Origin of the sequence: Streptomyces sp. 71268, assembly GCF_029392895.1 — a bacterium.
Taxonomy (GTDB): domain Bacteria; phylum Actinomycetota; class Actinomycetes; order Streptomycetales; family Streptomycetaceae; genus Streptomyces.
Map to the genome: position 1 here is coordinate 3565307 of NZ_CP114200.1, position 22682 is coordinate 3587988.

Below are 22682 nucleotides of genomic sequence, written 5' to 3' on the forward strand. Positions count from 1 at the left end.
CTCAGAGGCCGTACTCCTTCCAGCGGCGGGTGACCTTGTCGGCCGTGCCGGGGTCCGACTCGACCATCTCCGGCCAGCCACCGTCACGCGTGTACCCCTCTTCGGGCAGCTTGCGCGTCGCGTCGATGCCCGCCTTGCCGCCCCAGAACTTCTGGTACGAGGCGTGGTCGAGGTGGTCGACCGGGCCCTCGACGACGGTCAGGTCGCGGGCGTAGTCGGTGTTGCCGAGGGCGCGCCAGGCGACCTCGTGCAGGTCGTGCACGTCGCAGTCCGCGTCGACGATGACGATGAGCTTGGTGAGCGACATCATGTGCGCGCCCCAGATGGCGTGCATCACCTTCTGCGCGTGCTTGGGGTAGCGCTTGTCGATGGAAACGATCGCGCAGTTGTGGAAGCCGCCCGACTCCGGCAGGTGGTAGTCCACGATGTCCGGGACCACGATCTTGAGCAGCGGCAGGAAGAACCGCTCGGTGGCGCGGCCCAGCGGCCCGTCCTCCGTCGGCGGCCGGCCCACCACGATGGACTGGAGCAGCGGGCGCCGGCGCATCGTGATGGTGTCGATGGTCAGCGCCGGGAAGTCCTCCTGCGGCGTGTAGAAGCCGGTGTGGTCGCCGAACGGCCCCTCCGGCAGCGTCTTGCCGGGCTCCAGCCAGCCTTCGAGGACCACCTCGGAGTGCGCCGGCACCTGGAGCGGCACCGTCTTGCAGTCCACCATCTCGATCCGCTTGCCGCGCAGGAACCCGGCGAACAGGTACTCGTCGATGTCGCCCGGCAGCGGCGCCGTGGAGGCGTACGTCACGGCCGGCGGCGTGCCGAAGGCGATCGCCACCGGCAGCCGCTCACCGCGACGGGCGGCGACCTGGTAGTGGTTGGTGCTGTCCTTGTGGATCTGCCAGTGCATCCCGATGGTGCGCTTGTCGTGCCGCTGGAGCCGGTACAGGCCCAGGTTGCGCACGCCGGTCTCGGGGTGCTTGGTGTGGGTCAGGCCCAGGTTGAAGAACGAGCCGCCGTCGCCGGGCCAGGTGAACAGCGCCGGCAGCCGGTCCAGGTCCACCTGGTCCCCGGTCAGCACGACCTCGTGCACCGGCGCGTCCTTGACCTTCTTCGGCGGCACGTGCGTCATCCCGGCCAGCTTGCCGAACGCCTCGCGCACGCCGGTGAAGCCCGTCGGCAGCTCCGGCTTGAGCAGCCCGCCGATCTTCTCGCTGATCTCCTGGTACGACGTCAGGCCGAGCGCTTTCAGCATCCTGCGGTCGGTGCCGAAGACGTTCATGGCCAGCGGCATCGCCGAGCCCTTGACGTTCTCGAACAGCAGCGCGGGGCCGCCGGCCTTCTGCACCCGGTCGACGATCTCCCCGACTTCGAGATACGGGTCGACTTCGGCCTTAATGCGCTTCAGGTCACCGTCGCGCTCCAGCGCCCGCAGCAGCGAGCGAAGATCGTCATAAGCCATGCGGTCCAGTATCCGACACGGACTACCCTGGACACGTCACTGGGGCATCGCTCCCAGCACACCGCAACCCGCCGCGACATCTTCGAGGGAGCCTCCCAGCATGCTCAGGTATCTGCCGTTCCTGCTGATCCTGGCGCTGTGGATCTACGCCTTCATCGACTGCCTGAACACCCCCGAGAACGAGGTCCGCAAGCTGCCGAAGGTGGCGTGGGTCATCATCGTGCTGCTCTTCGGCGAGGTGTTGATCGGTCCCATCGCCTGGTTGACGGTGGGTCGCCCGCGCAAGACGGTCGGCGGCGCGGGCCGTGGCGGAGCCGGCGGCGGCATCGCCGGGGCGTTCGGCGGCCGGCGTGGTGGCGGCGGCTGGGTCGCCCCGGACGACAACCCCGAGTTCCTCAAGTCGCTGCGCAAGGACCCGCCGCCGAACGACACGACGGGCCCCGGTTCCACCTCGTCCCCCGACGCCGGCACGGACTCCGGCCCGGGCTCGGCCTCCGGGACCGAGTCGGGTTCGGGCTCCGGGCCCGCGTCCGGTACGGGGCCCGGCTCCGGCGCGGACTCCGGGCCGGCATCCGGCACCAACCCCGGCGCCGCCGACCGCGAGCCCGAGGCCGACCGCCGCGACGACGAGGGCCCGCAGGGGCCGCAGCGCGGCTGAGCCGCACCGGCGCACCGCCTCACGGGCCCGCCGGAGCGCGGTCCGCGCGCGGCTGGTCCCCGGGGCGCGCCACGACGCCCCTGGCCACCACCGCCGTGGTGCTCGTCACCGCGCCGGCTTTGGGCTTGTCGCAGTTCTCGCGGGCCGCGCCGGGCGCCTTCTCCGGGTCCACCAGGACGACCCGTACGCCGAGCAGCCGCAGGCTGTCCCGGTCGAAGAGCCACTCGTCGCGCTCGCCCGTCACGTCGTCGACCCGGGCCACCGCGACGCCGCGCCGGCCGACGGCGTCCACCGCGTCCCGGATCACGACCACGTCGGGGATACGGGCCGCCGCCCGGTACAGCGCCGCCTCCGTCGCGGGCGGCAGCACCGTCTCGGCCAACATCCCGCCGACCGCGCGGAACACCTCCTGGTCGTCGGAGCGACCGGCCGGCTCGGCCGCGTACAGGGCGCGCAGCAGCGCGGCCGGGTCGCGTGGCAGCCGTTGGAGGTGGCGGAAGGCCGTCGAGGTGGGGCCCGGGGCCTCCGGGTCGAGCCTGATCCGCTCGCCGGGGTACTGCTCGCTGCGCAGCAGTCCGGCCCGGGAGCCGTCCACCGAGCGCCAGATCTGACGCTGCCTCAGTGGCTCGACGAAGGTGCACACCGACTCGTCGCTGGAGTCCGCCGCCACCGCGCTTCTGGAGCGCACGTAGGTGAACTCGCCGTCGCGCGGGCGGAAGCCACGGTCGCGCTCGGCGGCCCTGGCGGCGCGGGCGAGCAACTCCGGCGCCCCGTCCCTCTCGTCGCCCCCGCCGTGCGCGCCCGGCGCGTACGTGCTGCTCGCCGGCGGCCCCGCGATGTGCCGTGGGCGACCGAGCTGGTGCCCGTCCTTGCCGTCGAGCGAGGGGGCGATGGTGGAGATGACCTGGGCGACCATCGCGACGGCTACCACGGGCCCGGCCACGGCGGGCCCGAACAGCCAGGCCAGCCGCGCGCGCAGCGGGCTCCGCGCCACCGCCTCGGGAGCGGTCGGCCCGGTCGGCTCGATCGGAGCGGGACCGGAATCGGCCGGGGCGGGACCGGAGTCGACCGAAGTGGAGTCGGAGTCGGTCGGAGCGGGACCGGAGTCGGTTGGTTCGCCCGGCGCGGGCTCCGGCTCGCACGGCGTCGGTTCCGGCTCCGGGTCGGTCAGCGTGTCGGCCCCGGCTCCTCTCGTACGCCACCTCGCGCGCATCGGTCCCCCTCCTCAGCGGGCCGGGCCCCGGCGCGGCCTTCCCTCCTGCGCGCGTGGCCGGGCCCGAATGCCGTCACCTGTCGCCCCGGCACCGCCCGTACGGGTCGGCGGCGGGGACGGGTGGCCCCGGCGCCCGCACTGGCCGAGGCACCGCCCCATGGGCCGGCGCGCCGCGGTACCCCGCGCGCCCCCTAGAAGGGGACGCGCCAGGGGCGGCCGTGGTTGTGCGGGTGAGCCGAGGAGCGTGTGGCGGCGCGTGGTCCCGGCGGCCGACTAGCGGTGTTCGGCGGGGTGTTCCCCCGCCTTGTCCACGATGGCGCGGCGAAGCACGGCGGCGGTGTAGGTGACCGTGCCCGCCTTGGCCAGCGCGGTGTCCGCGAGCAGCACGACCCGCGTGCCCAGGAGTTGGCCGGTCACCCGGTCGAAGATCCACTCCAGTCGGACGTCCTCCCCCTCGCCCGCCCGCCCCACGGCCACGCCGTGCCGGCCCGCGGCGTCCACCGCGTTCTCCACGACGACCAGGCCGGGGATGCGCGCCGCGGCCCGGAACAGCGCGGCGGCGACGTCGGGCGGCATGAGCGTGCCGTTGATCAGTTGGGTGGCGAAGTGGAACGTGGCCTGGCCCTGGTCCCGGTCCGTGAACCCGTTCGCGCGCGCGTCCGCGCACAGCCGGGCGTACAGGGCGTTCGGGTCGGTCGGCAGGCTCTGGAGGTGTCGGTAGTTGGTGATCGTCCCGTAGGTGGGCTCGCGGGCTTCCGGGCCCGGGCCCACGGTGTGCGTCCCGAGGGCCTCGTCGTGCACCCGGCCCTCGCGCTCGCCGTCCACCGAGGACCACGACGTCCTGCGGCGCGGCTCGGGGACCTTGGGCTGGTCCCGCGACAGGTCCTCGGGCGTGACCTTGCTGTCCACGTACACGTACTGGTCGTCCCTAACGCGCCCGTCCCCCGGCACCCGCTCCTGCTCGGCGAAGTCCGCGGCGTGTTCCAGGACCCGCGGCGCGCCGCCCCGCTCGTCGGCGCCCACGTCGGGAACGAACGCGTAGCTGGCCGCGCGCTCCCGGCCCGACGTCGTCTCGTCCACGCCGCCGGCCGTCAGGGTCAGCGACGCCAGCACGACGACGGCGAGGGTGCCGGCAACGGCCAGGCTGGCGAAGGCCGGGCGCAGCCATGGGCGGGCGGGGCGCGGGACGTCCGCCCGTGGCTGGTCGGCCGCGGCCTGGTGGAGCTCGCTGAGCAGGTGCTCGCGCAGCAGGTGGTGGCGGCCCGGAGGGAGGTCTCGTTCGGGAGCGGACGGTAGGTCGGTCATCGGTTTCCCTCCTGGAGGGGCCGGGACAGATGGGGTCGGACTCGGGTGGCGTGGCCGTCGTGCTCCGTTCCGCGGGTGGCGCCGCCAGCCCCCGCCAGGCGCGCGGACCCCCGTGCCGCGCGCCTGGCGGTGTGCCCCGACCGCCCGGCGTCAACCGCGGCGGCCAGCTTGGTGCGGGCCCGGGAGAGCCGGGACCGTACGGTGCCCACCGGCACGCCGAGGGCGTGGGCGGCCGACACGTAGTCGAGCCCCGACCACACGCATAACGCGAGCACCTCGCGCTCGGGTCTGCGCAGGGCGCGCAGCGCGAGCTGGACGTCTTCCAGGAGTTCCGCGTCGTCGACGCGGCTGGCGACCTCGTCGGCGAAGTCGCGCTCGGCGGCCGGCACCGGCACCCGGGACAGGGCCGCCGCGTGCCGGCGCGCGGCCCGGCGCGTGTTGCGCACGGTGTTGGTCGCGATGCCCAGCAGCCACGGGCGCAGGCTGCCGCCGTCGGCGTCCACCCGGGCGCGCAGCCGCCACGCTTCGAGGAAGGTCAGCGAGACGGCGTCCTCGGCCGCCGACCAGTCGCCGGTCAGCCGGTAGGCGTGGTTGTAGACGGAGCGGGCGTGGGCGTCGAAGAGTTCTGCGAAGGCGGCGGGGTCCCCCTGGCGTATGAGCGTGCGCGGTGTTTTCTCCACGCCCTGGGACTGTCCACGCGACAGCGGCCGGTTCCCGTGACCTGGGTCACAGAAACCGGCCGCTGCCGGGTGCGCGTCGGAACGCGGAGGTCAGACGCCCGCGTACGAGTGCTTGCCGGTGACGAACATGTTGACGCCGTAGTAGTTGAAGAGGAAGCAGGCGAAGGCGATGAGCGCCAGGTACGCCGCCTTGCGGCCCTTCCAGCCGGCCGTGGCCCGGGCGTGCAGGTAGCAGGCGTAGGCGACCCAGGTGATGAACGTCCAGACCTCCTTGGGGTCCCAGCCCCAGTACCGGCCCCACGCCTTCTCGGCCCAGATCGCGCCCGCGATCAGGGTGAAGGTCCACAGCGGGAAGACGGTCGCGTTGATCCGGTACGCGAACTTGTCCAGCGACGCGGAGGAGGGCAGCCGCTCCAGGATCGAGGTGGCGAAGGCGCCCGGCTGCTTGCCGTCCGGGTTCTCCAGCTTCGTCTCGTACCGGTCGCGGAAGAGGAAGAGGAGCGTGGCGACGGCGCCGAGGTAGAGCACCGCGCCGGAGACGATGGCGCAACTGACGTGGATCCACAGCCAGTACGAGTCGAGCGCCGGCACCAACTGGTCGCTGTCCGTGTAGAGCACCGACACCGCGAGGCCCAGGTCGAGCAGGGCGGTGGTGACCAGCGGCAGGCCGATCCAGCGCACGTTCTTGCCGCTGGCCAGCAGCACCACGTACGCGACGACCGCCACCATCGACAGGGTGATGGAGAACTCGTACATGTTGCCCCACGGGGCGCGCTCGACCGAGAGCGCGCGCGTGAGGACGCCGCCGACGTGCAGCAGCGCGGCCAGCACGGTCAGCGAGACCGCGATGCGCCCGTAGAGGTCGCCCTTCTCGGTGCCGCCCGCCGCGCCCGGGCCGTCCGGCACGTCGCGGGAGCCGGGCGCCGAGCGGGTGACGACCTTGGGCCGCTCCAGGACGGCGGTGCCGCCGCCCTGCTGCTTGACCTGGACCGTGACCGTGGACGTCTTCTCGGCCCCGGCGGCCGGGGCCAGCGCGGCGGCGGTGCGGCCGACCTTGCTGCGGCTGCCGAACACCCACTCGGTGATGTAGGCGATGAAGGCCAGGGTGTAGACCGCCATGGCCGAGTAGATCAGCACGTTGCTGATGTTGGCCAGGTTCTCGTTGGCTGCGGCAGCGAGGTTCACGCGCGCGCTCCTTCGGCAGGATCTGGTGACTCAGATTCCGGTTCAGCTTCGGCGGGGGCGTCCGCCTGGAGGGCCACCGCGAGGTTGGCCAGCTCCTCGGGGAGCTTGGCGGACTCGCTGCGGCCGAGCCCGGCCATCTCGACGACCGTGCGGCCGTCCTTGCCGGGCACGGCCCGTACCCACACCCGGCGGCGCTGGATGAACAGCGAACCGGCGAGGCCGACCAGCGCGGCGACCGAGCCGAACAGCGCGAGCTCGTTGCCCGGCTGGTGGGAGATCTGGAAGCTGGCCCAGGTCTTGATGCCTTCGAACTTGAGCGTTCCGGCACCGTTCGGCAGCGTCATCGTCTCGCCCGGCAGCAGCTTCTGCGCGAACGCCTTGCCGTCCGGGTTCTTGAACTGCTTCATGTTGTCGGTGTTGAGCTGGTACACGTTCTGCGGCAGCCCGCCGTCGATGCCCAGCCTGCCGTGGTACGCGGTCAGGAACATCACCGGGTAGTCCAGCGCGGGGAACTGCGAGAACATCGTCTTCGCGTCCGCGCCGCCCCAGGTCGGCACGAAGAAGCCCTGGAAGCCGAGCTGCTCCTTCTTGCCGTTCTTGTCCCGGTAGTCGGGGACCTTGACCACGCCGGAGGAGGTCAGGTTGGCGTCCTGCTGGAGGAAGGGCACCGCGCCCTTGAACGCGATGTCGCCCTTGCCGTCCTTGACCGTGATGACCGGCGCGTACCCGGTGGAGAGCAGGAAGACCTTGTTGCCCGCGATCTCCAGCGGCTCGTTGACCTCGATCGAGGTCCGCTTCTCCGTGCCGTCCGCGCCCTCCCAGTACTTCACGTGGGCGCGGAACTCGCGGGCGGTGCCGCGCTGCGAGCCCTCGCGCTCGTAGCGGGCGTCGAAGCTCTCCAGCGAGAAGCCGAAGGGCGCCAGGTTGTCCTTGTCGAAGAAGGCGCCGGACTTGAAGTCGTCGTACTGGGTGAGGCTGTTGGTGAAGCCGTCCTGGTCGCCCTCGGTGATCAGCTTGCCGCCCTCGGACTTCCAGAGCTGGCCGACCGCGAAGGCCACCAGGACCACGATCAGCGCCAGGTGGAAGAGGAGGTTGCCGACCTCGCGCAGGTAGCCCTTCTCGGCGGCGACCGCGTCCCCGGCCACGTGCGCCCGGAACCGGCGCCCGCGCAGCACCGTACGCGCCGCCGCGAGCACCTGCTCGGGCTCCGCCTCGGTGCGCCAGGTGGTGTACGCGGGAAGCCGGGTCAGCCGGCGCGGGGCGCCCGGCGGGCGACCGCGGAGCTGGCCCACGAACTGCCAGGTGCGGGGCACGATGCAGCCGATGAGCGAGACGAACAGCAGGATGTAGATCGCCGAGAACCACACCGAGCTGTAAACGTGGAACATCCCCAGCTTCTCGTAGAGCGGGGTCAGCGTCTCGTGCTTGGCCTTGAACTGCTCGACCTTGAGCGGGTCCACGCCGGTCTGCGGGATCAGCGAGCCGGGGATGGCGCCCAGCGAGAGCAGCAGGAGCAGCACCAGGGCCACCCGCATCGAGGTGAGCTGCCGCCAGCACCAGCGCAGCCAGCCGAAGACCTCCCGGCCCGTCCAGGCCAGCGCCCCGAGTACGCCGGGGGCGCGCACCCCGCCGAAGGAGCCCGGCACGGCCTGGCCCTCGGTCGGCGCGGTGGACAGTTGCGTGCCGGCCGCGCCCAGCTCGTCGGCGCCCGCGGACCCGTCGGCGGCGGCCGGGGAAGCCCCGTCGGCCGAGGAGCCGCCCTCGCGGGCGGGCGTGTCGGCCGCTGCGTCGCCGGTGCCGGTATCGGCGTCGGTGTCCGTGTCGGTGGTGGCCATGGATCAGATCCCAACGTTGAAGCTGGAGGTCCAGACCCGCATGTCGTCCATCATGCGGTCCCAGACTCCCGTGACGAGCAGCAGACCGAGCGCGATGAGCATCCCACCGCCGATCCGCATCACCCATACGTAGTGCCGCTTGACCCAGCCGAAGGCGCCAAGAGCCCGACGGTAGGCCACGGCCACCGCTATGAACGGCAGGCCGAGCCCGAGGCAGTACGCGGCGGTGAGCAGCGCCCCGCGCCCCGCGCTCGCCTCATTGAACGCCAACGCGTTCACGGCCGTGAGGGTGGGTCCGAGACAGGGGGTCCAGCCGATGCCGAACAGCACCCCGAGCACCGGCGCGCCGGCCAGGCCGACGGCCGGCTTCTGGTGGAAGCGGAACTCCCGCTGCCCGAACCCGCGCAGCACGCCCATGAAGGACAGGCCGAGCAGGATCGTGACGACGCCAAGCACCTTGGAGATGGTCTCCTTGTGCTGCTGCAGCTCCCAGCCGAAGTTGCCGAAGAGGGCGCCGCCGGAGACGAAGACGGCGGTGAAGCCCAGCACGAACAGCGAGGCGCCGGCGAGCATCCGCCCCCGCCGCGCCTCCCCGAGGTCGGTGCCGGTGACGCCGGTGACGTAGGACATGTAGCCGGGCACCAGGGGCAGCACGCACGGCGAGAAGAAGGAGACGAGACCGCCGAGGACGGCCACCGGCAGCGCGAGCAGCAGGGCGCCGGTGAGGACGGTCTGGTTGGGGTCGGTGGCAGCGGCGAGGACGCTCATGTCGCGGCGATCACTTCTCCGCGAGCAACGGCTTGAGCGCCTTGTCGAGCGCCTCCTCGCTGAGCGGGGTCAGCGCCCGCACCGCGATCTTGCCGTCCCGGTCGAGGATGATGGTGGTGGGGATCGCCTGCGGGTTCAGGCTGCCCTTGGGGAACCGCAGCATCAGCCGCCCGATCGGGTCGTACAGGCTGGGGTACGGGACCTCGTACTCCTTCTCGAACTTCCGCGCGTTGTGCTCGTTGGTGTCCCGGGTGTTGATCCCGATGAACTCCACGCCCTGCTTCTTGGTCCGCTCGGCGACCTTGACCAGGTTGGGCGCCTCGGCCCGGCAGGGCGAGCACCACGAGCCCCAGATGTTGAGGACGACGATCTTGCCGCGGTAGTCCTCGACGTCGAGCTGCTTGCCTTCCAGCGTCTTGCCGGACAGACTTGGCGCGCTCTTGCGATCTTCCTTGGCGACGGTGCTCACACCGCCGGTACCCTGCACGAACTTCGTGTCGGCCGAGCCACCGGCGGTGCCGCCGGTTCCGCAGGCGGTCAGGCCGAGGGCGGCCAGCGCCACCATCCCGGCGGCCAGCGGCGAACCGCCCTTGGAACACACTCGGGCAACGCGGCGTCGAGGGTCACGGCAGGCACTCATGTGAAAAGTTTCGCATGGCTGCCGCACGGATCTTCCGCGCCCCCCTGTTCACTCCCCTTCGCCCCAGGCCGGGCCCCGCGCGCCGGCGCGGCGGCCCCTCGCGCCGGCCTCAGCCGCCGAACTTCTGCCCCACCCCGAGCCCGCGCAGGCTCGCCAGCACCTGCGGGTCCTGCGCGTCGAGCCAGTCCACGAGTTGCCGGAAGGAGACGAGCCGCACGTCCTTGCGCTTGTCGTCGGCGATGTGCTTGATCGCCTCCTCGACGGCGTCCATGTAGATGCCGCCGTTCCACTGCTCGAAGTGGTTGCCGATGAACAGCGGCGCGCGGTTGGTCTCGTACGCCCGCTCGAAGCCCTTGATGTACGCGCCGGTGGCCTCCCGGCGCCACTCCGGGTAGCGCGCGGTCGGGCCCTGGGTGGCGTTCTTGGACTGGTTGGCGAGCATGTTGTAGTCCATCGAGAGCACCTCGAAGGAGTGGCCGGGGAAGGGGACCTGCTGGAGCGGGAGGTCCCAGATGCCCTGCTTCTTGGTCGGCCAGACCTGGAGGCCACCGGGCGAGCTGGCGTCGTAGCGCCAGCCGAGCTGCTTGGCGGTGGGCAGCAGGTTCTCCTGGCCGAGCAGGCAGGGCGTACGGCCGCCGATCAGTTCCTTCTGGTAGTCGAAGGGCAGCGGCTCCAGGTCGGTGAAGCCGGTGTTGGTGCGCCACTTGGTGACGAACGACATGGCCTGGTCGATCTCGGAGCGCCACTGCGCCGGGGTCCACTGGCCGACCGAGCCGGAGCCGGCGCAGAAGTGGCCGTTGAAGTGGGTGCCTATCTCGTGACCCTCAAGCCACGCCTCGCGCACGTTGCGCAGCGTGTCCTTGATGTGCCCGTCGGTCAGGTAGCCGATGTCGGAGGCGCCCACGGGGTTGTTCGGCGGCCGGTAGAGGTTCTTCTTCGACTCGGGCAGGCAGTAGATCCCGGAGAGGAAGAAGGTCATCGACGCGCCGTGGTCCTTGGCGATCTTGCGGAAGCGCGGGAAGAGGCCGTTGCCCACCTCGCCGGCGCCGTCCCAGGAGAAGACCACGAACTGCGGGGGCTTCTGCCCCATCTCCAGCTTCTCGGGCTTGTCCGGCTGGCCCGGCTGCGGGCCGGTGTCGGCGGTCGAGCCGTCGCCTATCGGCCGCGCCTTGGCCTGCTGGGTGGCCGGCCCGCCGCCCGGCGTCTTGTTCCCCCCGCCGCCGGAGCCGGTCGAGCAGCCCGCGACGGTCAGCGCCGCCGCCGCGCCCGCCCCCGCACCGAGGCCGAGCAGTCCCCGTCGACTCATGTCGCGCATTACATCCCCATCTCGTACTCGATATGCGTACCGCCGCTTTCCCCGAAAAGGCGACGCCCGATGAGAGGGGATATGAGCCGACGGGGTTCCCATTCCGAGCGCCGGATGCGGGAATTTGGCGTCGACTTTGCCGCTACCAAGCCGTGTGTATGCGCGGCCCTACGCAGAGCCAACACCGGGCGAATAAGGCCGCCGGGGCGCGATGCCGTCCCGGTTCCCGCCGCGTGACCGGCCTACGGAGATCCCGTGGAGGTTTCCCGCCGGGCGGCGCCGAGGCCGCGCCAGGCGATGGCGGCGTACCCGGACCGCTCACCAAGCGCGCACGTGAGAGGCGTGCGGCGGCCCCGGGGGCTCCCCGATGAGGCGTCGACGGCGGCCGGAGGCGGGCCAAAGACAACGGCCGGGCGGCGCGCGCCGTAACGCGCGGCCACCCGGCCACAAACACCGCCCGTACGCGACCGTCAACCCGCGGCGAAATCCACGAGAAAACCAGGGAATTACGGAACCGACGGCGAACGGACGCGGCTGAGCGTCAGGCGCCAAACCCCTTGGCGCCGCCCTTGGTTCGCTTCGCGCCCACCCGCAGGTGCACCGGAACCAGGTCAATCGCCGGCTCCGAATAACCGACCGAGACAATCTTGTCGCCGCGGTAGGTGAAAGACGTGAGGCTGGCCAGCGTGCACTGCCGCTTCCGCGGGTCGTGCCACAGCCGGCGCCGCTCCACGAAGCTGCGCACCACCCAGATCGGCAACTGGTGGCTCACGCAGACCGCCTCGTGCCCGCGCGCCGCGTCACGCGCCGCGCCGAGCGCGGCCATCATCCGCACCACCTGCTCGATGTACGGCTCGCCCCACGAGGGCCGGAACGGGTTGGTCAGGTGCCGCCAGTTCGCGGGCTTGCGCAGCGCGCCGTCGCCCACCCCGAACGTCTTGCCCTCGAAGACGTTGCCCGCCTCGATCAGCCGCTCGTCGGTGGCGAGGTCGAGGCCGTGCGCCTTGGCGATGGGCGTCGCGGTCTCCTGCGCCCGGTCCAGCGGCGAGGCCACGACGTGCGTGACGTCCCGCCCGGCGAGGTGTTCCGCGACCCGGTCCGCCATCTGCCGGCCCAGCTCGGACAGGTGGTAGCCGGGCATCCGCCCGTAGAGCACGCCCTCGGGGTTGTGCACCTCACCGTGGCGCATCAGGTGCACCACGGTGGTCTCGCCGTCGCCGCCGCCACCCACGGGACGCACGTTCTCGCTGTCGCTGTTGGTCATGCCGTCCATCATTCAGTGGCGTCCGCGGCGGCCCGCGCCGCCCCCGGCAGTGCGGCGGCGATCTTCTCCACGGCCCGCTCGTCGTGCGCGGTCGAGACGAACCACGACTCGAAGCAGGAGGGCGGCAGGTAGACGCCCTGGGCCAGCATGGAGTGGAAGAAGGCCGTGAACCGGTAGCTCTCCTGCGCCTTGGCGCCCGCGTAGTCCACGACGGCGTCGGCGTCCGTGAAGAACACGGAGAACATGTTGCCCGCCACCTGGATCCGGTGCGCCACGCCCGCCTGGTCCAGCGCCCGCGCGACCAGCCCGCGCACCTCCTGCGAGACCGCGTCCACCGTCCCGTACGCGGCGTCGTCAAGGAGCCGGAGCTGGGCGAGGCCGGCGGCGGTGGCCACCGGGTTACCGGAGAGCGTGCCCGCCTGGTAGACCGGCCCGGCCGGCGCCAGCTCGGCCATCACGTCGGCCCGGCCACCGAACGCCGCGGCCGGGAAGCCGCCGCCCATCACCTTGCCGAAGGTCATCAGGTCGGGGCGCACGCCGTCGATGCCGTACCAGCCGGCCTTCGAGACGCGGAAGCCCGTCATCACCTCGTCCGAGATGAACAGCGCGCCGTTGCTCTCGCACAGTTCCTTCAGGCCGGCGTTGAACCCCGGCAGCGGCGGGACCACGCCCATGTTCCCAGGGGACGCCTCGGTGATCACGCAGGCGATCTCGCCGGGGTGCGCGGCGAACGCGGCGCGCACGGCCTCCAGGTCGTTGTACGGCAGCACGACCGTCTCGCCCGCCTGCGCGCCGGTCACCCCGGGGGTGTCGGGCAGCCCGAAGGTGGCCAGGCCGGAGCCGGCGGAGGCCAGCAGCGCGTCCACGTGCCCGTGGTAGCAGCCCGCGAACTTGATGACCTTGGCGCGCCCGGTGAACCCGCGGGCCAGCCGGATGGCCGACATCGTCGCCTCGGTGCCGGAGGAGACGAGGCGGACCTGCTCGACGGGGTCGATCCGGTCCACGATCTCCTCGGCGAGCGCCACCTCGCCCTCGCCGGGCGTCCCGAACGAGGTACCACGCGCGACGGCCGCCTGCACGGAGGCGATCACTTCCGGGTGAGAGTGGCCGAGGATCATCGGCCCCCACGAACACACGAGATCGACGTACTCGCGTCCGTCCGCGTCAGTGAGGTACGGACCGGCACCGGACACCATGAACCGGGGCGTACCACCCACGGCGCGGAAGGCGCGCACCGGAGAGTTCACGCCACCGGGTGTGACGACACCGGCGCGATCGAAGAGCTTCTGCGAGACTGGGGCTTCATACGGAAAAGGCACTTGGGTCCTGACCTGCCAAGACGTAGGGAGGGGCCGCGGCATGGAGGCGCGGCCCACCGGCGGGCGACGGCGCGGGAAATCTCCTCGCTTTCGGCCGGGCGTCAGCCCCCGCGCGTCTGCAAAACTGGGGTTTCGAACGGATAGCTCACACAAGCCATGGTGTCAGAGCCTCATGGGGTCCTGCGGGCGGGCGTTTCACGGCGTCCTCCCGGGGGAGGTCTCTGACACGATGATCGGGTTGCGCGGCCGTGGCCGCGAGTGGTCGGGTGGAGATATGCATCGCGGTGGCGAACTGGGCGAGGGGACCAATGACCGGGGCCCCGAGCGGCCCGGCCTTCCCCATGCCGCGGGCCGACAGGCCCGCGGCGGCCGGGAGAACCCGGAGGGGCAGCGGCTCGGCCGCCACCGGCGGCGTGAGGCGAGCGCGGACAGCAGAGGCGGCCGTATGGGGGTGACGTACAAGTACTTCGGCGCGCCCGACGGCGCCACCGCGGCCCGCGTCCCCATTTCGATGCGCCCCGAGGAACTGGGCGGCGACGAACTCGGCCACGGCATGTTCACCAAGATCAAGCCGGAGACGATGGCCGCGATGGTCCTCACCGGCATCGAGGGCATACCGCTGCACAAGGTGCCCCCGCTGGAGCTGGTCGTCCTCCACCCCGACTACGCCGTGGTCAAGCTCCCCATGACCGTCGTCGACCCGCTCCGCGGCGTCGGCGAGGAGGCCGTGGGCGCCGCGGCGTTCATCTGGTCCACGGTCCCCGACCGCGGCGGCCCCCGGGACGCGTACGGGGTCTACCAACTGCTGCACGAGTGGCAGGACTTCTCGCACCGGCTGCACGAGGCGGGGCACCAGGCGTACTGCCTGGTGTGGCCGTGAGCCGAGCCGAGCCACTGAGCTGAACCATCGCCGTTAACGGGCGGGGCCTTCGGGCCTCGCCCTTTTTGGCGTGTGTGGGGGCGTGGCGGCGTGCGGCGTAGCGCCCGGCCGCCGCGATCGCTTCCGCCCGGCGGTCCGGGGTAGCGCGGACACGCCCCACCTCGTGGGCCGCGCCGCGACGCCTGCCCACTGATCGCTTGTGCCCCGTGGGGTCTCCCGTCCCCCGCCGCCACGGACAACGGCGACCGCGCGAAGGGCCGCATCCAAGCCAACGTCGACGCTCTGTACGCTCCCCTTCTTGTTAAAGTGACAGAAACTGAAGTAGCTTGGTCGACATGGAAGTTGATGACTGGTCACCTCCACCCGTCCTCCTCACGGTCGATCTCGTGATCCTGACGCTGCGCGAGGGACGCCTGTGCGTTCTGCTCGTCAAACGGGGCGAAGATCCTTTTCAGGGCATGCTGGCCCTGCCTGGCGGGTTCCTCAATCACGACGGTGAGGAGATCCTCGCCGCGGCGCACCGGGAACTGAGCGAGGAAACCGCCCTGACCGCCGGCTGGGTGCATCTCGAACAGTTGGCCGTCTACGGCGACGTGGGCCGCGACCCGCGAGGGCGGGTCGTTTCCGTGGCCCATCTGGCGATCGCGCCGGGCCTTCCGGAACCGATCGCGGGAACGGACGCCATGGATGCCGCGTGGATTCCGGCGGAAGCCGCCCTCTCCGGTGAGGTCGGGCTGGCCTTCGACCACCACCGCATTCTGACGGACGGCATCGAACGTGCCCGTACCAAGCTCGAATTCTCGGCACTGGCCACGGCGTTCTGCGGAGAACTCTTCACCATCGTCGAGCTGCAGCAGGTGTACGAGGCGGTCTGGGGCACGAAGCTCGACACCCGGAATTTCTACCGGAAAGTGCAGGCCGTGAAGGGATTTATCGTCCCCGCCGGCTCGGGGCGCCGGTCCACGGGCGGACGACCCGCGCGGCTTTACCGGGCCGGGCCGAAGACGGTGTTGTCTCCGCCGCTGATCCGGCCGGTACCGCCCGCGTCGGAAGAAGACACGAGAACGGAGAGCGAGTAGATGTCGAATGACCTGGTGGTGGTTCTCACCGCCCTCAATCTCGAATACCAGGCCGTGCGTCAGAAACTGGCCGACCCACAGGTCCACCGACACGAGCGGGGGACGCGGTTCGAGGTGGGCACCGTGCGGGGCACCTCGTGTCGTGTCGCGCTCGGCCTGACCAGCAAGGGAAACCACTCCGCCGCGGTGATCGCCGAGCGCGCGATTCAGGAGTTCTCGCCGGTGGCCGTGTTGTTCGTCGGCGTGGCCGGTGCCCTGTGGGAAACCGCCAGGCTGGGCGACGTGGTGATGGCGACCCACGTGTACGCGTACCACGGCGGGACCAGCGAGGACGACGGCCGCAAGGCCCGCCCCCGGGTGTGGGAGGCGCCGCACGGCATCAGCCAGCTCGGCTCGCATCTGGCTCGCCTGAACGACTGGGCCGACGACACCCCAGGTCACGGGCGCGCGCCGCAGGTGCGCTTCGGCGCGGTCGCCGCCGGTGAGGTCGTACAGAACTCGCGGATCTCGGCCGACGCGCAGTGGATTCGGCAGCACTACAACGACGCGCTCGCGATCGAGATGGAGGCCGCCGGCGTGGCGCAGGCCGGTCATCTCAACGGGGCGCCGGTGGCGATCATCCGGGGCATCAGCGACCGGGCGGACGGCACGAAGAGCAGCGCGAAGGACCGGAACTGGCAACCACGGGCCGCGGCGAACGCGGCGGCGTTCGGCATCCGGCTTGCCGTGGAGCTGATGGGGGAACAGGAGCAGATCGCCATGGCCCAGGCGGACAAGGCCCAGGTGGACAGAGCCCACAGGGACGAGGCCCAGGCGGCCGACCGGCGCGCGGACCAGGTCAGCAACACCGCTCACCACAGCACCGTGGGCATCATGGCCGGTTCGGTCAGGGGGAGCAGCGTGCACGTGAACGCCGCCCCGAAGGTCTCCGGCCCGACGGACCTCGTCGCGGAGCTGGACGGGTTCCACGAGCGCCTGGAGCGTCACCACGCCGAGGGCACCCTCGACGCGGACACCTACCGGGAGGCGCTGACCGAGCTGGGACTGGCCCGTCAGGCGGCGCGGGAGCACTCCCCGGAATCGGCGAAGAAGGCGACCATGGCGCTCAAGCGGTTGCGCGGCCTCGTCGCGGAGTTTCCCGCGTTGGTGGCCATGCTGGCACCGCTGGTCGTGGCGGCGGGGGCCTTATCGTGAACGACGGCGCTTTCACGCACAATTCGGCGGCCGACTCCACCGTCGGCATCCAGGCCGAGACCGTACACAACTCCAACGTGTACTTCGTCCACCCGGACGCGTCGCCTCAGGAGAAATACCGGGTCGGCGTGCGCTTTCTGGAGGACGGCGTTCCCAGCCGCGCCCGCGACATGATCAGTGACGCGATCGCCCACGGGTACGACAACGCGGAGGTCCGTTTCCACTGGGTGCTTTCCATGCTCAGCGCCCGCGCCTACCACGAACTCAGCACCGAGGAACTCCAGCGGTTGCGCCACGCCTCCGGGCTCGTACGGACCTATGCCGAGGGCGAGTGGAAAGACGCGCTGCGCACCGCTTTCGAACTGCTGGCGACGCTCAGCACCGCGAACGGCGAGACAGGTCGCGTACTGGAACGGTTGCGTGCCCTGTCGCCCCACCACCGTGACGCGATCCTCCACCACCTCGACCACGTGCTCACCGGAGGGCTGAAGGACAGCCTGTGGGCCGAGAACCGCGAGCGGGTCGAGGCGGCCCGCTTCAGCAACCACCGGGCCCAGCGGGTCTGGGCCTACTTCGAACCCGAACCCATCGGGCCACGGGCCATGCCGCCCCGACCGAGCACCGCTGCCGCCGCCCAGTCGGCCCTGCCCGTACGAGTCGGCCTCTTCGTGCTCGTCACGGCGGGCCTCTGGACCCTGGCAATGCTCGCGAACCCGGCCGCGGCGGTCATCGAGCTGCTGGTGGCGCTCGGAGCGGGCCTGGCCGCGGCCCACTTCGGCCGCCCCTGGTGGTCCGAGAACCATCGGACGGAGGTCAGGGACCGTGAGTCCCCCGCCCGGGACGCGGCCGAGCCCACCTCCGCCGGGGGCTTCACCCAGAGCGTCCGTCATTCGTTCCACCACTACTTCAGTGTGCGCGTACCCCACGCGTTCACCCCGCGCGAATGGCTCGACCACACCGCCGAGATCCGCGACAGCCTGGCCACGGAGATCGCGGTCCTCTACCGCGAGAGCCGCGTCAGCGTGGAACGGGTCAACTGGCTGATCCGCTACCTCGCCGAGGACACCCGAAACCGTCACGACAACGGCACCCTGTTCGACCGCCGCCAGCAGAACGAGACGCCCGCGACGGCGAAGGCGCTGTGCGTGGGCGGCCTCCTCCTTCTCGGCCTCACGGCCGTGGCCGTGCTGGGAACCGTGGCCTCGGATGCCGGCACGCCGCAGACGCCGCTGGCCATCCTGGCCATGGTCGCCGCGGTCTGGTCCGGGCGCGCGGCCACGTCGTCGTGGCTGGCGACCCAGGCCGAGGAGCGCCGGCTGAGCGAGGAGACCAGGGTGTACCAGGAGCGGCTGGCCGAACGGCAGGTCGCCTACCGGAACTGGAAGTCGTTCCTGGACGCCACGCGCCCCAGCGAGCTGGAGATGGAGACCTGGCTCACCTGCGACAAGACGTTGTTCGTCGACGAAGCCCTCCGCCACTACCAGCTCACCTGGCGGGACCTGATCACCCACACCATCCTGATGACACCCGCGCGCCCCTACAAGCGGGGGCGGGTCAGGGGCGGCCCGTGGCGGTACTCGCGCTACAGCTTCCGCCTCTTCCTGGTCACCCAGGACGGCATTCGCGAGATCAGCAAGGAGTTCGACTTCACCGACGCGAAGCGCGGGAACGAGCAACGCAGCAACTACCGGTTCGACGCGTTGTCCTCCGTACAGGTCACGGAACACACCCGTGCCGGCTACGACCTGGAGCTGGTCCTCACCAACGGGCCGGCCAGGAGCATCCGCGTCAAGGACGCCGACACCCATCAACTGTCGCCGGAGGATAACCCCCAGGAGTTCGCCGACATCAACCTCAACGCGGCTGGCTTCATCCACGCCTTCCGCCTCCTGGAGGGAATCGCGGCGGACGGAAAGGGGTGGATCGAACGCATCAAACCCACCAACCTGCCGCCGTTCCGCGTTGCCGACTGAGTCTTCCGGCACCACCGGGCGGGCCGGGGTCAAAGCCCTGACCCGCCCCGCCCGCTCAACAACCCCAGCCGGAGTCCGAGGTGAGGAAGGGCCGTGGCCACGACAGAGGACATCACCGAGAGCAGACTGCTGCTGGCCGAGTACGACCGCATCAAGGAGGAGCAGAAGACCCGCATCGGATTCCGCGACAACCTGCTCTACTTCACGCTCGCCGCGGTCACCGCGATCCTGGCGACCACCGTCCACAGCGGGCAGCCCCAACTCCTGCTCGCCGTCCCCGTCGTCTGCCTGATCCTCGGCTGGACCTACCTGGTCAACGACGAGAAGATCTCCGCGGTCGGCTGCTACATCCGCGAGCGGCTGGGGCCACGGCTGGCCGAACTCAGCGGCGCGCCCGGCGCGGTGTTCGGCTGGGAGCTCTACCACCGGGACGACGCGAGCCGCACCACGCGCAAACGGCTCCAGACCGCCGTGGACCTGTTCACGTACGCGGCGCTGCCGATGATCTGCGTGAGCGCGTTCTGGTGCTCCCCCGCCGCCCGGCCGCCACTCGTGCTCGTCTCCGTCGCGCAGACGCTGGCCCTGGCCGTACTGGGCTGGCAGTTCCTGCGCTACGCGGAGTGGTAGCGCGGCCGTGCCGAACCGCCCCGCGTGCCACGCCCCGTCCCGGCCGCTCCCCTACCCCGAGCGCTGCCGCGCCACCGCCGACGGTCCGCCCGTCGTCGGTGGTGCCGCGTGGGGGTCGGTGGGGGCGGAGGCCGTGGTGGTCGGGGCGGGGCTGGGGGTGCCTCGGGCGGGTTCGACCAGGGTGAGGCGGGCGGCGGCGGTCTTGTACAGGGGCTGTTTGGAGACCGGGTCCCAGTCGGTGACGGTGGTCTCGTTCGCGGCTCGGCCGGCGGCCTCGCCTGGGCCCGCGCCCTGGTAGGTGTCCCAGTAGCCGTAGTGGAACGGCAGGAAGACCATGCCGTCGCGGATGTCGGTGATCCGCAGCCGGCCGCGTACCGACCCGCGGGGGCTGGCGACCTCGACCAGGTCGCCCTCGGCCACGCCGTGCCGGCGGGCCTCCGCGGCGGAGAGTTCCACCCACACCTCGGGGGCCGCGGCGTTCAACTGCGGGGCGCGGCCGGTCTTGGTGCGGGTGTGGAAGTGGTAGAGGGTGCGGCCGGTGGTGAGTTGGAGGGGGTACGCCGGGTCCGGGGGCTCGTGCGGTGGGGCGTACGCGGCCGACCTGAGGACGGCCCTGCCCTCGGGGTTGAGCTGCCGGTAGGCGGCCTCGGAGGCCGGGTCGCCGGTGGCCAGGTCCTTGCCGTAGGACTCGCAGGCGTCGGGGGCGGCCCAGGTGATGCCGTCGGTGTAGAGCCGTTCGGTGCCCTCGGGATGGGCCGGGGTGGCGGGCCACTGGATGCCGTCGGCGTTCCGTAGCCGCTCGTAGCTCAGGCCGGTGTAGTCACAGGGCCGGCCGCGGCTGCACTCCTGCCAGGCCGTGAACGCCGACTCGGCGTCGTGCCAGCCGACCAGAGGGTGGCCGTCGCGGTCGCGGAAATCCATCCGGCGGGCGTAGTCGAGCCAGATGTCCAGGTCCGGGCGGGCGTCACCGGGTGGGTCGACGGCCTTGTCGGAGTGGTGCACGGTGCGGTCGGAGTTGGTGAACGTGCCGGTCTTCTCGGCCCAGGTGGCGGCGGGCAGGACGACGTCCGCCAGGCGGGCGGTCTCGGTCAGGTACAGGTCCTGAACGACGGTGAACAGGCGCGGCTGGCCGAGGATCGCGCGGACGCGGCGCAGTTCGGGCAGGGAGACCGCGGGGTTGCTGCCGGAGATCCACAGCATGCGGATCGAGCCCTGCTCGGCCTTGCGGAAGATCTCCATCGCCGGGGTGGGCGGCGCGTCGTGCGGGATGCGGGAGGGGTCGACGTTCCAGACCCGGGCGAGGTCGGCGACGTGCGCCGGGTTCTGCCAGTTGCGGAAGCCCGGCAGGTCGCCGTTGGCGCCGCACTCGCGGGTGTTCTGGGCGGTGGGCTGGCCGTTCATCTGGAGGACGCCGCGGCCGGGGCGGCCGAGCATGCCGCGGATCAGCTGGAGGTTGTTGACCTGGCAGGCGGTCGCGGTGGCCTGGTGTGACTGGTAGACGCCCTGGAGCACGGTGGACAGCAGGCGCTCGGCGCCACCGACGATCTCGGCGGCCTCGCGCAGGCTGCGGGCGGGCACGTCGCAGATGTCGGCGGCCCACTCCGGGGTGCAGTCGGCGACGCGTTCGGCGAGTTCGGCGAAGCCGACGGTGTGCGCGGCCACGAACGCGTGGTCCACCCGGTCGGTGCGGATGACCTCGTGCAGCAGCGCGTTGAGCAGCGCCAGGTTGGTTCCGGCGCGCGGCGCGAGGTGGACGGTCGCGTGCCGGGCGACCTGGGTGGGGCGCGGGTCGACGCAGACCAGCCGCGGCGGGTCGGTGCCGGCGAGCCGGTCCAGGACGCGCATCCACAGCACGGGCTGGGTCTCGGCCATGTTGTGCCCGAACAGCGCGATGACGTCGGCGTGGTCGACGTCCGCGTACGAGGCGGGCTGGCCGTCGCAGCCGAAGGTCTGCTTCAGCGCCTCGGCGGCGGTCGCCGTGCACAGCCGGGTGTTGCCGTCCAGGTGGTTGGTGCCGATGCCGGCGTGGGCGATGACCGACAGCGTGTAGTACTCCTCCAGGTAGAGCTGCCCGCTGGTGTAGAAGCCGAGCGCGTCCGGGCCCTGGTCGGCCAGCAGCTCACGGGTACGGGCGGTGATCCGCTCCATCGCCGTGTCCCAGTCGCAGGGCACGAGGCGGTCCCCGCTACGTACGAGCGGTGTGGTCAGCCGGTCGCGGGAGTGGTTCGCCTGCCAGCCGAACAGGTCCTTGGGACCGAGCCGCCCGTGGTTCACCCGGTCACCGGCCCGGCCGCGCACGCCGACGATCCGGTCGCCGGCGACCGCGACGTCCAGCGCGTCCCCGTTGGAGTGCAGGATGGAGGCCGTCGGCACCCACCGCTCCACGGCGTCGGCCGTCATGCCGGGCTCCAGGTACGAGTCGACGCGGACCGGCCAGGTACCGCCACGGTCGTACGGCGTGCGCTCGCCCCAGGGTTGGGCGATCCGGTCCACCTCGGGCTGCATGTTCGACCTCCGCGTTCCGTTCCGGGGGCGCGGCGCTCCGGCGGCGGGCGGGCGGCGCGCTCCGCGCCCGGGGCCGCGACGCGCCCGCCGCCCACTGTGGCGCACCGCCGTCGGCATCGGGTGCCACGCGCGGCCGGGCGACGGCCCCGTGCCCCGCACGGCGTACGCACGCCGGTGCGGGCACGGGGTGGCCGGCTGATCCGCCGATCCTCGTCGCGGCGACGCGCGGTCCGGTGCCGCGCGGTCCGGTGCCGCGCGATCTGGAGACGCGGGGTCCGTCAGGCGGAGGCGCCGGCGTCGCCCGGGCGGATGCGGCCGCGCCAACTGCCGCTGGTGCCGCCGCGCTCCACGAAGTCCTTGAAGCGGTTCAGGTCACCCGTCACCCGGCGACCGATGACGCCCAGCGCGTCCGCGCCCTTCTCGGCGACACCGGTGGGCTCGACGTCCATCGTCAGCTCCACCCGGGTGCGCGTCTCGTCCAGCCGCTCGAAGCGGACCGTGCCGCGCTGCTGGGTTTCGCCGTCGATGGTCCGCCAGGTGATCCGGTCGTCCGGGAGCTGGTCGACGATCTCCGTGTCGAACTCGCGCCGCACGCCGCCGATCTTGGTGGTCCAGTGGTTACGGCGATCGTCGAGCTGCCTGACCTCCTCGACCCCCTCCATGAAGCGCGGGAACTCCTCGAACTGCGTCCACTGGTCGTACGCCCTGCTCAGCGGAACCGCCACCTCGACCGTTTCCTTGACCGTGCTCACGGAACCTCCTCGTCGGTTCGTCTCGGGGCCGGCCACCGTGGGCGGG

Annotated in this window: 19 protein-coding genes; 6 read left to right on the forward strand and 13 right to left on the reverse strand. The window is 71.7% G+C overall.

Annotated elements, in window-relative coordinates; all coding sequences use genetic code 11:
• Position 1 precedes the first annotated feature (1 nt).
• Positions 2-1453: a menaquinone biosynthesis decarboxylase gene (locus tag OYE22_RS13545; protein WP_277320639.1), complete on the reverse strand. Its 1452-nt coding sequence runs from the start codon at positions 1451-1453 to the stop codon at positions 2-4.
• Positions 1454-1553: 100 nt separating this feature from the next.
• Between OYE22_RS13545 and OYE22_RS13550 the strand changes: the two genes are divergently transcribed.
• On the forward strand, positions 1554-2111 hold the full coding sequence (locus tag OYE22_RS13550) for a PLD nuclease N-terminal domain-containing protein (RefSeq protein ID WP_277320640.1): 558 nt from the start codon (positions 1554-1556) through the stop codon (positions 2109-2111).
• Positions 2112-2130: 19 nt separating this feature from the next.
• On the opposite strand, the gene OYE22_RS13555 is transcribed toward OYE22_RS13550, so the two are convergent.
• From OYE22_RS13555 to hemL, 10 genes are all read right to left on the reverse strand, one after another.
• Positions 2131-3324, reverse strand: coding sequence for a CU044_5270 family protein (locus OYE22_RS13555; RefSeq protein WP_277320641.1), 1194 nt, complete (start codon positions 3322-3324; stop codon positions 2131-2133).
• A gap of 273 nt (positions 3325-3597) precedes the next feature.
• Positions 3598-4629, reverse strand: coding sequence for a CU044_5270 family protein (locus tag OYE22_RS13560; protein ID WP_277320642.1), 1032 nt, complete (start codon positions 4627-4629; stop codon positions 3598-3600).
• Positions 4626-5309 carry an RNA polymerase sigma factor gene (locus OYE22_RS13565; RefSeq protein WP_277320643.1) on the reverse strand — a complete coding sequence of 228 codons (684 nt, stop codon included), beginning with the start codon at positions 5307-5309 and terminating at the stop codon, positions 4626-4628. The genes OYE22_RS13560 and OYE22_RS13565 overlap by 4 nt, the downstream gene beginning before the upstream one ends.
• Before the next feature lie 90 nt (positions 5310-5399).
• Positions 5400-6494 (reverse strand): c-type cytochrome biogenesis protein CcsB, encoded by a 1095-nt coding sequence (gene ccsB, locus OYE22_RS13570; RefSeq protein ID WP_277320644.1) that lies wholly within the window; start codon positions 6492-6494, stop codon positions 5400-5402.
• Entirely contained in the window at positions 6491-8329 is a 1839-nt protein-coding gene (locus tag OYE22_RS13575; protein WP_277320645.1) for a cytochrome c biogenesis protein ResB, read from the reverse strand. Before OYE22_RS13575 ends, ccsB begins: the two co-directional genes overlap by 4 nt.
• Before the next feature lie 3 nt (positions 8330-8332).
• The gene (locus tag OYE22_RS13580; RefSeq protein ID WP_176163368.1) at positions 8333-9097 is read right to left on the reverse strand and encodes a cytochrome c biogenesis protein CcdA; all 765 of its coding nucleotides are present in this window, start codon (positions 9095-9097) and stop codon (positions 8333-8335) included.
• Between the two features lie 10 nt (positions 9098-9107).
• The gene (locus tag OYE22_RS13585) at positions 9108-9737 is read right to left on the reverse strand and encodes a TlpA disulfide reductase family protein (RefSeq protein ID WP_277320646.1); all 630 of its coding nucleotides are present in this window, start codon (positions 9735-9737) and stop codon (positions 9108-9110) included.
• Positions 9738-9846: 109 nt separating this feature from the next.
• A complete protein-coding gene (locus OYE22_RS13590; RefSeq protein ID WP_277320647.1) occupies positions 9847-11052 on the reverse strand; it encodes a hypothetical protein in 1206 nt (401 codons plus the stop codon).
• Between the two features lie 532 nt (positions 11053-11584).
• Positions 11585-12307, reverse strand: coding sequence for a histidine phosphatase family protein (locus tag OYE22_RS13595; protein WP_176163365.1), 723 nt, complete (start codon positions 12305-12307; stop codon positions 11585-11587).
• 8 nt (positions 12308-12315) lie between these two features.
• Positions 12316-13668, reverse strand: coding sequence for a glutamate-1-semialdehyde 2,1-aminomutase (gene hemL / locus OYE22_RS13600; RefSeq protein ID WP_277320648.1), 1353 nt, complete (start codon positions 13666-13668; stop codon positions 12316-12318).
• 403 nt (positions 13669-14071) lie between these two features.
• Between hemL and OYE22_RS13605 the strand changes: the two genes are divergently transcribed.
• From OYE22_RS13605 to OYE22_RS13625, 5 genes are all read left to right on the forward strand, one after another.
• Positions 14072-14506: a hypothetical protein gene (locus OYE22_RS13605; RefSeq protein WP_176163363.1), complete on the forward strand. Its 435-nt coding sequence runs from the start codon at positions 14072-14074 to the stop codon at positions 14504-14506.
• Between the two features lie 335 nt (positions 14507-14841).
• Complete coding sequence (locus OYE22_RS13610; protein ID WP_277320649.1) at positions 14842-15585, forward strand: NUDIX domain-containing protein; 744 nt, start codon at positions 14842-14844, stop codon at positions 15583-15585.
• A complete protein-coding gene (locus OYE22_RS13615; protein ID WP_277320650.1) occupies positions 15586-16779 on the forward strand; it encodes a 5'-methylthioadenosine/S-adenosylhomocysteine nucleosidase in 1194 nt (397 codons plus the stop codon).
• A gap of 170 nt (positions 16780-16949) precedes the next feature.
• On the forward strand, positions 16950-18752 hold the full coding sequence (locus OYE22_RS13620) for a hypothetical protein (protein WP_277324123.1): 1803 nt from the start codon (positions 16950-16952) through the stop codon (positions 18750-18752).
• 93 nt (positions 18753-18845) lie between these two features.
• Positions 18846-19379, forward strand: coding sequence for a hypothetical protein (locus tag OYE22_RS13625; protein ID WP_277320651.1), 534 nt, complete (start codon positions 18846-18848; stop codon positions 19377-19379).
• Positions 19380-19430: 51 nt separating this feature from the next.
• On the opposite strand, the gene OYE22_RS13630 is transcribed toward OYE22_RS13625, so the two are convergent.
• Positions 19431-21884 (reverse strand): molybdopterin-dependent oxidoreductase, encoded by a 2454-nt coding sequence (locus OYE22_RS13630; protein ID WP_277320652.1) that lies wholly within the window; start codon positions 21882-21884, stop codon positions 19431-19433.
• A gap of 278 nt (positions 21885-22162) precedes the next feature.
• Complete coding sequence (locus OYE22_RS13635) at positions 22163-22636, reverse strand: SRPBCC family protein (protein WP_277320653.1); 474 nt, start codon at positions 22634-22636, stop codon at positions 22163-22165.
• Positions 22637-22682 lie beyond the last annotated feature (46 nt).

Bases quoted from the DNA above. Each gene is read 5' to 3' on its own strand.
- OYE22_RS13590 (WP_277320647.1), bottom strand. From the start codon at position 11,052: ATGCGCGACATGAGTCGACGGGGACTGCTCGGCCTCGGTGCGGGGGCG.
- OYE22_RS13620 (WP_277324123.1), top strand. From the start codon at position 16,950: ATGATCAGTGACGCGATCGCCCACGGGTACGACAACGCGGAGGTCCGT.
- hemL (WP_277320648.1), bottom strand. From the start codon at position 13,668: ATGCCGCGGCCCCTCCCTACGTCTTGGCAGGTCAGGACCCAAGTGCCT.
- OYE22_RS13555 (WP_277320641.1), bottom strand. From the start codon at position 3,324: ATGCGCGCGAGGTGGCGTACGAGAGGAGCCGGGGCCGACACGCTGACC.
- OYE22_RS13595 (WP_176163365.1), bottom strand. From the start codon at position 12,307: ATGACCAACAGCGACAGCGAGAACGTGCGTCCCGTGGGTGGCGGCGGC.
- OYE22_RS13560 (WP_277320642.1), bottom strand. From the start codon at position 4,629: ATGACCGACCTACCGTCCGCTCCCGAACGAGACCTCCCTCCGGGCCGC.
- OYE22_RS13615 (WP_277320650.1), top strand. From the start codon at position 15,586: ATGTCGAATGACCTGGTGGTGGTTCTCACCGCCCTCAATCTCGAATAC.
- OYE22_RS13630 (WP_277320652.1), bottom strand. From the start codon at position 21,884: ATGCAGCCCGAGGTGGACCGGATCGCCCAACCCTGGGGCGAGCGCACG.
- OYE22_RS13545 (WP_277320639.1), bottom strand. From the start codon at position 1,453: ATGGCTTATGACGATCTTCGCTCGCTGCTGCGGGCGCTGGAGCGCGAC.
- OYE22_RS13580 (WP_176163368.1), bottom strand. From the start codon at position 9,097: ATGAGCGTCCTCGCCGCTGCCACCGACCCCAACCAGACCGTCCTCACC.
- OYE22_RS13550 (WP_277320640.1), top strand. From the start codon at position 1,554: ATGCTCAGGTATCTGCCGTTCCTGCTGATCCTGGCGCTGTGGATCTAC.
- OYE22_RS13585 (WP_277320646.1), bottom strand. From the start codon at position 9,737: ATGAGTGCCTGCCGTGACCCTCGACGCCGCGTTGCCCGAGTGTGTTCC.
- OYE22_RS13605 (WP_176163363.1), top strand. From the start codon at position 14,072: ATGGGGGTGACGTACAAGTACTTCGGCGCGCCCGACGGCGCCACCGCG.
- OYE22_RS13575 (WP_277320645.1), bottom strand. From the start codon at position 8,329: ATGGCCACCACCGACACGGACACCGACGCCGATACCGGCACCGGCGAC.
- OYE22_RS13610 (WP_277320649.1), top strand. From the start codon at position 14,842: ATGGAAGTTGATGACTGGTCACCTCCACCCGTCCTCCTCACGGTCGAT.